We start from the raw sequence: 12,794 nt of genomic DNA on the forward strand, positions 1-12,794 counted from the left end.
CACCACCCCACACAAGGAAGTACTCATGAAGATCACCGAGGTCGACGTCCACGTCGTCAACCTGCCCCTGGTCAACCCGTTCACCAGCTCCTTCGAGACGAAGACCGGCGAGACGCGCACCGTGGTGCGCATCAGGACCGACTCCGGCGTCGAGGGCTGGGGCGAGACGATGTGGGGCCGCCCGGTCGCCGCGATCGTCCGCGATCTCGCCGAGGACCTGATCGGTACCAGCCCGTTCGCCCTGGAGGCGTTCCACCGCCGCCACCACATGGTGCCCTTCTTCTACGGCTACCTGGGGTACGCCGCCCTGGCCGCGATCGACGTCGCCTGCTGGGACGCCATCGGCAAGGCCACCGGGCAGTCGGTGACCGACCTGCTGGGCGGCCCGGTGCGCGACGAGGTGCCGCTGACCGCCCTGGTCACGCGCGCCGACGCCCCCGGGGCCGGTGCGGACGACCTGCCGCGCGCCCTGGCCGAGCACACCGAGCGCGTGGTGGCCGAGGGCGGCTTCACGGCCGTGAAGCTCAAGGGCACCAAGGACGTCCAGGGCGATGTCGCGATCCTGCGGGCCGTGCGCGCCGCGCTGCCGGAGGTGAACCTGCGGGTCGACCCGAACGCCGCCTGGTCGGTGCCGGACTCGATCCGGGCCGGTATCGCGCTGGAGGAACTGGACCTGGAGTACCTGGAGGACCCGTGCGTCGGGATCGAGGGAATGAGCCAGGTCCGCCAGAAGATCCGCATCCCGCTGTGCACCAACATGTGTGTGGTCCGGTTCGAGGACTTCGCGCCCGCGATGCGGCTGAACGCCGTCGACGTGATCCACGGTGACGTCTACAAGTGGGGCGGGATCTCCGCCACGAAGGCGCTGGCCGCGCACTGCGAGACCTTCGGCCTGGGCATGAACCTGCACAGCGGCGGCGAGCTGGGCATCGCGACGGCGGCGCACCTCGCGGTGGTGGCCAGCACCCCGGTGCTGTCGCGTGCCATCGACTCCATGTACTACCTGCACGCGGACGACATCATCGAGCCGCTCACCCTGTCCGGCGGCAGCCTTCGGGTCCCGGACGGGCCCGGTCTCGGCGTCACCGTCGACGAGGACAAGCTCCGCCACTACGCGGGGGTCAACGCCGCGGAAGGAGACCTCACCAAGTGACCGCCGACAGCCACCCCTCCCCGCGCCGCGCCGTCACCACGGCCGGGGCCCCGGCGCCGATCGGCGGTTACAGCCAGGGCATCGCGGCGGGTCCGTACCTGTTCACCTCCGGTTTCGGCCCGCAGGACCCGGCCACCGGCGCGCTCGCCGACACGATCGAGGAGCAGACCCGCCAGGTCCTGGCGAACGTGAGCGCCCTCCTCGCCGCCGACGGGCTCACGCTCGACGACGTGGTCAAGGCGACGGTCCACCTCCAGGACGTGCACCGTGACTTCGCCGGCTTCGACCGGGTGTACCGGGAGCACTTCAGCGCGCCGCGTCCGGTGCGCACCACGGTCGGCTCCCAGCTGATGGGCATCCTCGTGGAGATCGACGTGGTGGCGCTGCGCCGCGTTCCCTGACCGCGGGTACCCATGAGCGGGCCGGTCCGTCCGACGGCGGTCCGGCCCGCTCGCGTCACTGGCCCCGGTCACTCCCCGGGGTGGGCCATGGCGTCGATGGCGACGGCCGCAGCGAGGACGGTGGCGGGGTCCGCGTCCGGGCCCACATCGAGGCCGTAGGTGTCCCGGAGGCGGAACCACTTCTTCGACACCTCGGCCACTGTGTACCCGTCTCGCTCGATCGTGTACTCGTGGTCGAGGATGTTGCCGCGCACCCTGAGGTCGCCACCGTCCTCCTGCTTGATCCGCCACCGGTCGCGCAGCGGTCCGACGACGGCCTTCTTGACGATGGCCACGCGCTGTCCGTCGGCGTCCTCGATCGCCATCGAGTCCTTGATCCGCAGCGGTCTGCTCTGCACCGTGGCGACGCGCCGCCCGTCACGGTCCTCGATGTGATACGTCCGGCGCGCCCGGAGTACCTTGGCGTTGACCTTGTACCGGTGGTCGCCCGACTCGTCGTCGATCCAGTAGTCGTCACCGAGGGAGACCAGCTTCTGCCGCATCCGGTAGCGGGTCACGCCCTCGCCGCGGTCGAACGCGCGATTGGCGTGACGGCGGTCCTTGCGCTCCTGGAACATCGCACCTCCTCCCAGCCGTCTGTCGAGGGGACCGGGCAGCAGTCAATGACGGCGGTTGCGACTTTCCTATCCCGCTCGCGACGGTGCCGCATCTTCTGGGGGGCGGCTCGGGCACTCACCGGGCAGCCCGCAGGGCAACGCGCGCCTGCCCGGCCCCACGCCGGCCCGCCCACGCGATCGGGGCTGTCGCCGGCTCCGCTCTACAGGCTCACATCCCCGGTCGCCGGCTCCGCTCCAGGCTCACACTCCCGCCGGACCCCGCGGTCCGCCCGCCTCCGCGCATCCGCTGTCGCAGCCCGCCGAGCATCGGCATGGTCAGACCGAGCAGTGCGCGGGGCCGATGACCCCGTCGGTTCCGGTCACCGTGACCACCTCGGTCCGGTCGGCGGTACTGGCCGTGGCGGCGGTGCAGATCAGCTGCTGGCGGGCAGCCTGGGAGAGCTTGGTGACCGGGATGCTGACGGTGGCCTTCACGCCCTCCGCGCTCAGCTCGATGGCCGCTCTCACCCGGCTGTCGGGCAGCTCCGAGCGCAGTCCGGCGTCGTGCTCCGACCTGGTGGGGCCTTCGAAGAGCAGGTACAGGGCGGCGGACGCCCCGGAGGGCCGGGTGTCCGCCCCGGCCCCGCCGTCGACGCCCTCCGGAGGGCTGACGGTCCGGACGACCGGCATGAGCCGGGACGCCGAGGACGAGGACACGAAGTACAGCAGGGCGCCGCGCTGGCCGGCCGGGGCCACCTCCACGGTCGCCGGTTCGCCCGCCTCCACGACGTCCGTCGCGCGGATCCCGCACCCCGGGGCGAGCAGCAGCACGGGCACCAGCGCGCCGAGCACGCGCCCGCCCCTCACCGCTCCCCCAGCGGCAGCTCCACGGTGAACACCGCGCCGCCCCCGGGCCGGTTCGCCGCGCCGACCGTCCCCCCGTGCAGCCGTACGTTCTCCCGGGCGATGGCGAGCCCGAGGCCGCTGCCCGCCGACCGGGTCCGGGCCGCGTCGGCCTTGTAGAACCGGTCGAAGATGTGCGGGAGCACCGCCGCGTCGATGCCCGGCCCGCTGTCCTCCACCCGCACGACGAGCCGGGAACCTCCGCGTACCCGTACGGTGACGGGCTCCGCGCCGTGCCGCAGGGCGTTGCCGACCAGGTTGGCGACGACCACGTCGAAGCGGCGGGGGTCGAGCATCGCGCGTACGCCGTCGGGGAGTTCCGTGGTGACGCGGTTCTCCCAGCGGCGGCCCTGAAGGGTCTTGCGTACGGTCTCGGCGACGTCGACCTCGTCCAGGTGCAGCTCGGCCGCCCGGGCGTCGAAGCGGGATATCTCCATCAAGTCCTCGACCAGGGTGGCCAGTTTGCCGGTCTCCGTGCTGATCAGGCGGACGGCGGCGGCGGTGTCGGGCCGCAGTCCGCCGGCGTCCTCGTCCAGCACCTCCGTCACGGCGAGCATACCGGCGAGCGGGGTGCGCAGTTCGTGGGAGACGTCGGACGCGAAGCGCCTGGCCCGCTCCTCGGCCCGGCGCAACTCCTCGACGGACTCCTGCAGCTTGGTGGACGACTCGTTGAACGTCCAGGCCAGGTCCGCGAGTTCATCGGAGCCGCGCACCGCTATCCGGGTGTCGAGTTCGCCCCTGCCGATGCCCGCCGCCGCGCGGCGCAGCTCGCGGACCGGGCGCAGGACGCTGCGGGCGGCCAGGAGCGCGGGTACCAGGGCGACGAGCAGGGCGGGCAGGGCGCCGTCCCGGGCGGCGGTGACCATGGCGGCCACGTTGGCGTCCTCGGTGGACAGCGGCATCACGGCGTAGAGCACGAGGCCGGTGGGCTGTCTGCCGTCGCCCCGGTTGAACAGGGCGGGCATGCCGACGGTCAGCCAGGGCTTGCCGTCCTTGACGACGCGCTGGAACGAGCCGTGGGTGTTGGCGCGGGTGGCCGTGCGCAACCCGGCGGTGATCACCCCGGAGGAGGACCGGTCCGAGGAGGAGGCCCGCAGTTTCCCGTACTCGGCGAACACGGTCCAGCCGCGCCCGCCGCCCGCGCGCGCCAGGCCGAGGCAGACCTGGCGCAGCTGCTCGCTGTCGATGGGGAGGCTGACGGCCTGGGAGCCGATCCGGTCGCGGAACTGGGCGACGGCGGAGTCCTGCGCCTGCTGGAGGATCGCGGAGCGGGCCTCGCGGTAGGTGAGTGCGGCGGTGGTGGCGGCGCTGACGGCCGCGACGAACAGGAACGCCGCGATGAGCCGCGTGCGGAGGCCGAGGCGGGCGGCGAACAGTTTCACGTGAGCGGTCCGAAGCGGTAGCCGAAGCCTCGGACCGTCTGGATGTAGCGGGGGCTGCCCGGGACGTCCTCGATCTTCTGGCGGAGGCGGCGGACGCAGGCGTCGACCAGGCGGGCGTCGCCGTGATAGCTGTGCTCCCACACGTGTTCCAGGAGCTGCTGACGGCTGAAGACCTGTTCGGGCGAGGCCGAGAGGTGGAGCAGCAGCTTCAGTTCGGACGGGGCGAGAAGCAGCCGTTCGCCCGCCTTGGCGACGGCGAGGCCCGCGCGGTCGACGGTCAGTTCGCCGTGGGACTCGGTGCCGCCGCGCCCGGCCGGGACGGCGAGGCGGCGCAGCACGGCCCGGATGCGGGCCTCGATGACCTCGGTACGGGCGGGCTTGACGATGTAGTCGTCGGCGCCGGCCTCCAGGCCCACGACGACGTCGAAGTCGTCGCCGCGCGCGGTCAGCATGATCACGGGGAGCTGGCTGGTCTCCCGGATGCGGCGGCAGACCTGGACGCCGTTCATGCCGGGCAGCATCAGGTCGAGGAGGACGAGGTCCGGCCGGAACTCCCCGAGCGCGGCCAGCCCGGCCTCGCCCGTGCCGACGGCCCGCAGCTCGTGACCGCGCCTGCGCAGGCCCAGCTCGACCCCTTCGCGTACCGAGGGATCGTCTTCTATGAGGAGCACGCGAGGCATGGCGTCAGTATCCCAGCGATCAAGGAATGGATTCGAACGGGCGGGCGAGGGCCGCTTCAGCCGCGCCGCAGCCGCCCCCGGGCGGCGTTCAGCGCGGCGCTCACCTCGATGAGCCGCAGCGGTCGGGCCAGCCCCGCCACGACCAGCGCGAGGACGACCGTGCCCGCGCCCAGCGCGGCGAAGTCCCCGAGGCCCGAGCCCTCCGTGTCGACGGCGCGGGCCGCCGCGTACGCCAGCGCCCCGGCCGGCACACACGCGGTGACCAGCCGCACATGCGCCCACATCCCGGGTGAGCGGCCGAGCGAGGGGCGCGGCGCACCGCGCGGGGAGAGTTTGCGGTGCAGCACGTACGCGGTGACGGCGAAGCCGGTGAGCAGGGCCACGGAGTACGCGCCCGCCATGCCGGTCACCGCCCAGCGCGCGGGCAGCGTCAGATAGGCGACGACCGAGAGTCCGGCGTTGAGGGCCGCGATGACCAGGTTCAGCAGGAACGGGGTGCGGGTGTCGCTCATCGCGTAGAACCCGCGCGAGAGCACATACTGGCCGGAGAAGGCGATGAGCCCGGGGGCGAACGCGGCCATCATGCCCGCCATCACCGTGATGTCCGCCGGACCGGTGCGCCCGTAGCCGAAGACCGAGCCCATCACCCAGGGCGCCAGCGCCAGCAGCAGCGCGGCGGCCGGGACCACCACGGCGGCGGAGGTGCGCAGCGCGTACGAGAGGTCCCGGCGCACCCCGGCGAGGTCGCCGCCGGCCGCCGCGCGGCTCATCCGGGGCATCAGCGCGGTGACGAGGCTGACGGTCACGATGCCCTGCGGCACGACCCAGAGCTGGTAGGCGTAGCTGTACGCGGTGTAGCCGGCGCCGCCCGCGAGGTGCTGGTCCACGGCGTGCTGGCCGCTGGCGGTGGAGAGGCGGGTGATCACCCAGTACGCGGCCTGGTTGGTGAGGACGAGCATGACGAGCCAGCCGGCGGCACGCAGCGGCCGGGTCAGCCCGCTGCCGCGCCAGTCGAACCGGGGCCGCCAGCGGAACTTCGCGGCGCGCAGCGAGGGCACCAGGGCCAGGCTCTGCACGGCGATGCCCGCCGTGGTGCCCCAGCCCAGCCACTGCGCCTGCGTGGAGGTGAGGGTGCCGTCGGAGCTCGCGGCCGTCCAGAGGTAGAGCCCGAACACGGCGATGATCACGAGGTTGTTGAGGACCGGCGTCCACATCATCGCGCCGAACCGGTCGCGGGCGTTGAGGACTTGGCCGAGAAGCGTGAACAGGCCGTAGAACAGGATCTGCGGCAGGCAGTAGCGGGCCAGGGCGATGGTGAGTTCGGCCTGGTCGCCGTCGTAGGTGGGGGCGTACACGTGGATGATCAGCGGTGCGCCGAGGACGGCGAGCGCGGTGAGGGCGAGCAGGCCCGCGGTGCACAGGGTGAGCAGGCGGTCGGTGTAGGCGGCCCCGCCGTCGCTGTGCTCCTTGGCGGCCCGGACGAGTTCGGGGACGAAGACCGCGTTGAGGGCGCCGCCGATGAGCAGCATGTAGAGGATGTTGGGCACGGTGTTGGCGACCGAGTAGCCGTCGGCCCGCAGTCCGGTGCCGAGCGCGGCGACGACGACCGCCGAGCGTACGAACCCCGTGGCCCGCGAGACGAGGGACCCGGCGGCCATCAGGGCGCCGCTGCGCAGCACCGAGCCGGACCCGCGCGCTCCGCGCTGCTCGGGGGCGGCCGCCTCCGGGACGGCGCCGGCGGCCGTCACCGGCGTGCCAGGTATGCCTGGAACGCCCGGTACAGCGTGTTGTTGGCGGCTCCGCCCACCGATGTCTCCCACTCTCCGAGGGTCTCCACGACTTCTCCGCCGGTGCCCAGCTTCCAGCGCAGCAGCCCGAAGGGCCGGTCACCGGGATCGAGGGTGGAGGATACCCCGCGCATGTCGTAGACCTCGGCGCCGCCTTCCAGGGCGTCGCACATCATCCGCCACTGCAGGGCGTTGCTGGGGCGGACCTCGCGGCGGTGGTCGGCGGAGGCGCCCGTCTGGTACCAGACCCGCCGGCCGGTGCTGATCATGGTGTGGGCGGCCAGGATCTCGCCCTCGTGCACCGCCAGGCAGAGCCTCATCCGGCCCGGCTCCTCGGCGTTGAGCGCCGCGTACTGGCGCTGGTAGTAGCCGAGCGAGCGCCCGAGCCGGAAACCGTCGCGCTCCTCGGTGATCCTCAGCAGCCGGTGGAACTCGGGCAGTTCGGCGGCGCTTCCGGTCACGATCCGCACGCCGGCCTTGTGCGCGCGGCGGACGTTGCGGCGCCACTCCTGGTTGAGCCCGGACCACAGGTCGTCGGTGGTGCGCCCGGCGAGCGGCACCCGGAAGACGTACCGGGGCTGGGCGTCCGCGTCGTCGCCGTCCCCGCCGCAGCGCCGCCAGCCGCGCGCCCGCAGCCGGTCGGCCACGGCCGCGCCGAGCGGGTCGACCTCGCTCGCCAGCACGTCGCCGACCGTGCGCCCGGGGCCGGTGGCGGACTTGAGGCGGGCGCCGGACCAGCGGCGGTAGGCGGGGGTGGGGCCGATGCGTACGGCGAACGCCCCGGCCGCGCGCAGATGCGCGAGCAGGGGGCGCAGCCAGCGGTCCATTCCGGGGTCGGCCCAGTCGGCGGCCGGGCCCTCCGGAAGATAGGCGAAGTATTTCCGGGTGCCCGGGAATTGCCGGTAGAGGACGAGCGCGCTGCCGTTCAGGGTGCCGTCGTCGTCGTGCCAGCCGAGCCTTTCCGAGGTCCATCCCTCCTTCACTCCGGCCCAGGAGGGGTACTGCAGGAAGCTGGCGTCCGTGCGCGTGGCCAGGTGGGCGCGGTGCTCGTCCGCCGTGAGGCCGTGGATGCGTAGGTCCCGTTCCCTGCTGCGGTCTCCGGTCGCGAGCAGCGCTGACATGTCGGTGGCCCTCCCTCGTGGACCCCGCGGTCTGCTCTGCGGGGCTGCACAGGATGCTCACAGCGGTCCGTGACGGGTCCGCGCGCCGAATGTGACCGGACGATGACCGTTGCGCCGCACTTCCCGTCACACAGGGAACTCCTGCTTTCCCGCGGATTTACGGAACTTAGGCTCCGGTGCGTCCCTCTTCACCGATGCCCGAGTACGGCCACGGAGGTTTTTGTTGATTCCCGCATTCCTGACACCGGCTCGCCCGCCGCGCCCCGCCCGGCTCGCGCTGATCGCCGGCTGCGCGGTGCTCGGCGTCACGCTCACGGCCTGTTCCGGCGGCGCCGCCGCGTCGGACCGCGATGCCGGCAAGAACGGCGACGCGGCCCCCTCGAAGGCGGCGCGGGCTTCCATCTCGGTGAACCTGCACGGCACCGCGGCCCCCGCGGGCAAGCCGGTGACGGTGACCCTGGCGGCCGGGAAGCTGAATGAGGTGACCGTCTCGGCCGGGAAGGGCGGCGCGCTCAGCGGCCGGATATCCGCCGACGGCCGGACCTGGACATCCGACCGGGTGGCGGCGCCCGGCACGGCGTACCGCGTGGAGGCGCGCGACACCTCGGGCGGCAGCGACACGGCCTCGTTCACGACGCGGGCGGCGGACAAGGTGAACAAGCTGACGCTGGCGCCCGGCAAGAACACGACGGTGGGCATCGCCCAGCCGCTGTCGATCGTGTTCGACAACCCGGTCAAGGACAAGGCGGCCGTCGAGAAGGCCCTCAAGGTGTCCACCTCGAACGACACCGAGGGCTCCTGGGGCTGGCTGCGCGACTACTCGGGCCGCGACCGCGTCGACTGGCGCCCGAAGGAGTACTGGAAGTCCGGCACCCGCATCACGCTCGACGCCGAGCTGAACGGCGTCGACTCGGGTCCTGCGGGCGGCTTCTTCGTGCGGGACTACGCGACGGCCTTCACGGTGGGCGCGAGCCAGGTGGTGAAGGTGGACCTGGACCGGCACCGGCTGGCGCTGGAGCGGGACGGCCGCACGGTCATGGACGTGCCCGTGTCGGGCGGCACTCCGGGGGGCGACAAGCGGTCGTGGCGGGGGACGGCCGTACTGATGGCGAAGGAGGGCACGATCAACATGCGCTCCGAGACGGTGGGCCTGGGCCACACGTACGACAAGATGGTCGACTACTCGATGCGGCTGACCTGGTCGGGCATGTACGCCCACGCCGCGCCGTGGAACGCGGCGTACTTCGGGCGGGCCAATCACAGTTCGGGATGTGTCGGGATGAGCGACGCGGACGCCGCCGCCCTCTACCGGCAGGCCCACGTCGGCGACCCGTTCGAGATCACGGGCGCGGAGACCAAGGGCACGGTCGCGGAGGGCAACGGCTACGGGGCGTGGAACGTCTCGTGGGACGTGTGGCGGACGAGGAGCGCCCTCGGCTGACCGGTCCGCCGGCGCGCAGCTGACCTTCTTCCCGCGTGCGAGAAGTGATCACCGGCTGCTGCCGGGCGGACCTTGCTCCCGTCCTTCTACCGCCCTCCCGGCATGAGCGTGCCGGGCTGTGCCGGTCCGACGCCCACCGCCTCCGTCTTCGGATTGCGCCGTTGCCGCCTCGCCACCCAGGTGGCGAACCAGGAGAGCAGCATGCACATCCCGATGTAGATCGGTGAGATCACCATCACCACGGGGATGAAAGGCAGATCGTAATCCAAATTGGAGGCGATGAGCTTGCCCGCGTGGAGGAATTCCTCGTACGTGATGAGGTAGCCGAGCGAGGTGTCCTTCAGGGCCACCACCAGCTGGCTGATGATGGTGGGAAGCATCGCACGGATCGCCTGCGGCGCCAGGACGAAGGTGGTGACCTGCGTCTTCCGCATGCCCAGCGCGTACGCCGCCTCACGCTGGCCGCGCTCCACGGAGTTGATGCCGGTGCGGAACACCTCGGCGAGCACCGAGCCGTTGTAGAGCGTCAGCCCGGCGACCAGCGCGGGCAGCGGCTGCACCTTCAGGGCCACGAAGATGAAGAAGATCATCACCAGGACGGGCATGGCACGGAAGAACTCGACGAGGACCGTCGCCACCCAGCGCACCGGGCGGTGTTCGGACAGCCGCCCGACCGCGAGGACGGCGCCGAGGACCAGGGAGAGGACGGCGGCGTACGCGAACGCCTTGAGGGTGTTGCCGAGTCCGCGCAGCAGGAGTTCCTGGATGCCCTTGTACTCGAAGGGCGTCCACTTGGCGGCGGTGAACTGGTCGGTGTCGAAGAGGAGATAGATCACCCAGCCGATCAGGGCGAGGATGAGGACCGTCGACACGATTCCGTAGAGGCGGTGCCGTTTACGGGTCTGCGGCCCCGGGATGTCGTACAGGGCGTTGGCGGTGGGTACGGAGTGGGCGGTCATCGGGCGACTCCCCAGCGCTTCTCCAGCACGTGGAAGAGCGCGCTGATGGCGAGGGTGATGATCAGGTACCCCACGGCGATCCACACGAAGGTCCAGATGATGCTGTATCCCAGCTCGTTGAGGGTCTTGTAGGTGCCGAGGAGTTCGGTGACGCTGAACGCCCCGGCGATCGCCGAGTTCTTGGCGAGTGCGATGAGCGTCGAGCCGATCGGCGGGATCACCGAGCGGAACGCCTGCGGCAGCACGATGGCGCCGAGGCTCTGTCCGAAGGTCATCCCGAGGCTCCGCGCCGCCTCGCCCTGCCCGGTGGGCACGGTGTTGATGCCGGAGCGCAGCACTTCGCAGATGAACGCGGAGGTGTAGCAGCCCAGCGCGAGGATCGCGAACACGTCGAACGGCAGGACGACCCCGAAGCGCGGCAGGCCGAGGAGCACGGCGAAGAAGAGCAGGGTGAGCGGGGTGTTGCGCAGGACCGTCACCCATACGGTGCCGAACACCCGGAGCGAGCCGACGGGCGCCACCCGGAAGGAGGCCATGACGAAGCCGAGGACCAGGGCCAGGACCGAGGCGTAGACGGTGAGTTCGAGGGTGCCGAGGAAACCCTTGCCGTAGAGCGAGAAGTTGTCGGTGAGTACGTCCATGGGGGCGGGCCGTCCTCTCAGTTCGCCGGGTAGCGGTCGATGGGCGGCGGCTTGGGCGCGGGCGCGCCGGAGAGGCCGAGGGTCGCCTCGAACGCCTTCTTCCAGTTGCCGTTCTTCTCGTTCTCCTCCAGCGCGTCGTCGAGTGCGAACCGCAGCGCGTTGTCGCCGCGCGGGACGCCGATGCCGTACGGCTCCTCGGAGAAGGGTTTGCCGACGACCTTCATCTCGTCGGGCGCCTTGGCGGCGAAGCCCAGCAGGATCGCGTCGTCGGTGGTGACGACGTCCACCTGGAACGTCAGCAGGTTGTCGACGCAGATCGAGTACGTGTCGTAGGCGACGAGCTTCGCCTTCGGGTAATCAGCGGCGATCCGCTGGTACGGGGTCGAGCCCGCGGCCGAGCAGACCGTCTTGCCGGCCAGGTCCTGCGGGCCGTGGATGTCGTCCTCGTCGGTGCGCACCAGGAGTCCCTGGCCCGCCATGTAGTAGGGACCGGCGAAGCCGACGAGCTTCTTGCGCATGTCGTTGATGGTGTACGTACCGACGTAGTAGTCGATCTGCCCGTTCTGGAGGGCGGTCTCGCGGTTGGCGGAGGCGATCGTCTTGAAGCGGATCGTCTTCGGGTCGAAGCCCAGCGAGGCGGACATCATGCGGGCGATCTCGATGTCGAAGCCGGAGTAGACGCCGGTCGCGGGGTCCTTCTCGCCCAGGTAGGGCTGGTCCTCCTTGGCGCCCACCCGGAGGTAGCCGCGCTTCTTCGCGTTCCGCCAGGTCCGGGAGTCCGGCAGCCGGAAGCCCTTGTCGACCTGGTAGACGGGCAGTTGGTCGGCCTTCGGCCCCTTGACCGGCGGGCTGCCCTCCTTGCCGCAGGCGGCGGCGAAGAGGGCGAGCAGGAGGCCGGCACAGACGGCCAGCAGTTTCCTCGTACGCAACTCAGGGCCTCCCGTCAGTGCTTGAGGATCTTGGACAGGAAGTCCTTGGCCCGGTCGCTCTCCGGGGAGGTGAAGAAGTCCTCCGGGGTGCGGTCCTCCACGATGCAGCCGTCGGCCATGAAGACGACCCGGTTGGCGGCGGAGCGGGCGAAGCCCATCTCGTGGGTGACGACGACCATGGTCATGCCCTCGCGGGCGAGCTGCCGCATCACTTCGAGGACCTCGTTGATCATCTCCGGGTCGAGCGCCGAGGTCGGCTCGTCGAACAGGAGCGCCTTGGGGTCCATGGCGAGGGCGCGGGCGATGGCGACGCGCTGCTGCTGCCCGCCGGAGAGCTGGGCGGGGAACTTGTCGGCGTGCGCGGCGAGCCCCACCCGGTCCAGGAGTTCGCGGGAGCGCTGGTCCGCCTCGTCCTTCTTCCGCTTGCGCACCTTGACCTGGGCCAGGGAGACGTTGGCGAGGACGGTCTTGTGCGCGAAGAGGTTGAACGACTGGAAGACCATGCCGACTTCGGCCCTCAGCTGGGCCAGCCCCCGGCCCTCCTCGGGGAGGGGTTTGCCGTCGATGGTGATGCGGCCCGACTCGATGGTCTCCAGCCGGTTGACCGCCCGGCAGAGCGTCGACTTCCCGGAGCCGGACGGGCCGATGACCACCACCACCTCCCCGCGGCCGACGGTGAGATTGATGTCCTGCAGTACGTGCAACTTCCCGTAGTACTTGTTGACGTCTCGCAGCTCGATCAACGGATCGACGGCCATACGCTGCCCTACCCACTTGTCGCTCGGTCGAGGTCAGCGCAAA

General features: G+C 71.3%; 13 protein-coding genes. 3 read left to right on the plus strand and 10 right to left on the minus strand.

Features of this window, described 5'->3' with window-relative positions:
- Nucleotides 1-25 precede the first annotated feature (25 nt).
- Both ACLQ2N_RS05600 and ACLQ2N_RS05605 read left to right on the plus strand, forming a co-directional pair.
- A complete protein-coding gene (locus tag ACLQ2N_RS05600) occupies nucleotides 26-1,153 on the plus strand; it encodes a mandelate racemase/muconate lactonizing enzyme family protein (protein WP_425809632.1) in 1,128 nt (375 codons plus the stop codon).
- Nucleotides 1,150-1,554 (plus strand): RidA family protein, encoded by a 405-nt coding sequence (locus tag ACLQ2N_RS05605; RefSeq protein WP_425809634.1) that lies wholly within the window; start codon nucleotides 1,150-1,152, stop codon nucleotides 1,552-1,554. The genes ACLQ2N_RS05600 and ACLQ2N_RS05605 overlap by 4 nt, the downstream gene beginning before the upstream one ends.
- Before the next feature lie 68 nt (nucleotides 1,555-1,622).
- On the opposite strand, the gene ACLQ2N_RS05610 is transcribed toward ACLQ2N_RS05605, so the two are convergent.
- The 6 genes from ACLQ2N_RS05610 to ACLQ2N_RS05635 form a co-directional block, all read right to left on the minus strand.
- Nucleotides 1,623-2,171 (minus strand): LURP-one-related/scramblase family protein, encoded by a 549-nt coding sequence (locus tag ACLQ2N_RS05610; protein ID WP_425809636.1) that lies wholly within the window; start codon nucleotides 2,169-2,171, stop codon nucleotides 1,623-1,625.
- 315 nt (nucleotides 2,172-2,486) lie between these two features.
- Nucleotides 2,487-3,002, minus strand: a complete 516-nt coding sequence (locus ACLQ2N_RS05615) for a hypothetical protein (protein WP_425809638.1) — start codon at nucleotides 3,000-3,002, stop codon at nucleotides 2,487-2,489.
- Nucleotides 3,003-3,013: 11 nt separating this feature from the next.
- Nucleotides 3,014-4,435, minus strand: coding sequence for a HAMP domain-containing sensor histidine kinase (locus tag ACLQ2N_RS05620; protein ID WP_425809640.1), 1,422 nt, complete (start codon nucleotides 4,433-4,435; stop codon nucleotides 3,014-3,016).
- Nucleotides 4,432-5,115 (minus strand): response regulator, encoded by a 684-nt coding sequence (locus ACLQ2N_RS05625; RefSeq protein WP_425809642.1) that lies wholly within the window; start codon nucleotides 5,113-5,115, stop codon nucleotides 4,432-4,434. Before ACLQ2N_RS05625 ends, ACLQ2N_RS05620 begins: the two co-directional genes overlap by 4 nt.
- Before the next feature lie 56 nt (nucleotides 5,116-5,171).
- Entirely contained in the window at nucleotides 5,172-6,863 is a 1,692-nt protein-coding gene (gene murJ, locus ACLQ2N_RS05630) for a murein biosynthesis integral membrane protein MurJ (protein ID WP_425809644.1), read from the minus strand.
- Nucleotides 6,860-8,023, minus strand: a complete 1,164-nt coding sequence (locus ACLQ2N_RS05635; protein ID WP_425809646.1) for a lipid II:glycine glycyltransferase FemX — start codon at nucleotides 8,021-8,023, stop codon at nucleotides 6,860-6,862. The genes murJ and ACLQ2N_RS05635 overlap by 4 nt, the downstream gene beginning before the upstream one ends.
- 223 nt (nucleotides 8,024-8,246) lie before the next feature.
- Between ACLQ2N_RS05635 and ACLQ2N_RS05640 the strand changes: the two genes are divergently transcribed.
- A complete protein-coding gene (locus tag ACLQ2N_RS05640) occupies nucleotides 8,247-9,464 on the plus strand; it encodes an Ig-like domain-containing protein (protein WP_425809648.1) in 1,218 nt (405 codons plus the stop codon).
- A gap of 86 nt (nucleotides 9,465-9,550) precedes the next feature.
- On the opposite strand, the gene ACLQ2N_RS05645 is transcribed toward ACLQ2N_RS05640, so the two are convergent.
- From ACLQ2N_RS05645 to ACLQ2N_RS05660, 4 genes are read right to left on the minus strand one after another with little or no spacing between them, the layout of a single operon-like run.
- Nucleotides 9,551-10,423: an amino acid ABC transporter permease gene (locus ACLQ2N_RS05645; RefSeq protein WP_425809650.1), complete on the minus strand. Its 873-nt coding sequence runs from the start codon at nucleotides 10,421-10,423 to the stop codon at nucleotides 9,551-9,553.
- The gene (locus ACLQ2N_RS05650; RefSeq protein WP_425809652.1) at nucleotides 10,420-11,064 is read right to left on the minus strand and encodes an amino acid ABC transporter permease; all 645 of its coding nucleotides are present in this window, start codon (nucleotides 11,062-11,064) and stop codon (nucleotides 10,420-10,422) included. The genes ACLQ2N_RS05645 and ACLQ2N_RS05650 overlap by 4 nt, the downstream gene beginning before the upstream one ends.
- Nucleotides 11,065-11,081: 17 nt before the next feature.
- Nucleotides 11,082-11,993 carry a glutamate ABC transporter substrate-binding protein gene (locus ACLQ2N_RS05655; protein WP_425809654.1) on the minus strand — a complete coding sequence of 304 codons (912 nt, stop codon included), beginning with the start codon at nucleotides 11,991-11,993 and terminating at the stop codon, nucleotides 11,082-11,084.
- A gap of 14 nt (nucleotides 11,994-12,007) precedes the next feature.
- Nucleotides 12,008-12,751 carry an amino acid ABC transporter ATP-binding protein gene (locus ACLQ2N_RS05660; RefSeq protein WP_425809656.1) on the minus strand — a complete coding sequence of 248 codons (744 nt, stop codon included), beginning with the start codon at nucleotides 12,749-12,751 and terminating at the stop codon, nucleotides 12,008-12,010.
- Between the last annotated feature and the right edge of the window lie 43 nt (nucleotides 12,752-12,794).

The organism is Streptomyces sp. DT224, from assembly GCF_049844595.1.
In the GTDB taxonomy this organism is placed as follows: Bacteria; Actinomycetota; Actinomycetes; order Streptomycetales; family Streptomycetaceae; genus Streptomyces.

Coding starts and splice junctions, on each gene's coding strand:
- ACLQ2N_RS05600 (WP_425809632.1), top strand. CDS start 26: ATGAAGATCACCGAGGTCGACGTCCACGTCGTCAACCTGCCCCTGGTC.
- ACLQ2N_RS05645 (WP_425809650.1), bottom strand. CDS start 10,423: ATGACCGCCCACTCCGTACCCACCGCCAACGCCCTGTACGACATCCCG.
- ACLQ2N_RS05610 (WP_425809636.1), bottom strand. CDS start 2,171: ATGTTCCAGGAGCGCAAGGACCGCCGTCACGCCAATCGCGCGTTCGAC.
- ACLQ2N_RS05650 (WP_425809652.1), bottom strand. CDS start 11,064: ATGGACGTACTCACCGACAACTTCTCGCTCTACGGCAAGGGTTTCCTC.
- ACLQ2N_RS05625 (WP_425809642.1), bottom strand. CDS start 5,115: ATGCCTCGCGTGCTCCTCATAGAAGACGATCCCTCGGTACGCGAAGGG.
- ACLQ2N_RS05635 (WP_425809646.1), bottom strand. CDS start 8,023: ATGTCAGCGCTGCTCGCGACCGGAGACCGCAGCAGGGAACGGGACCTA.
- ACLQ2N_RS05660 (WP_425809656.1), bottom strand. CDS start 12,751: ATGGCCGTCGATCCGTTGATCGAGCTGCGAGACGTCAACAAGTACTAC.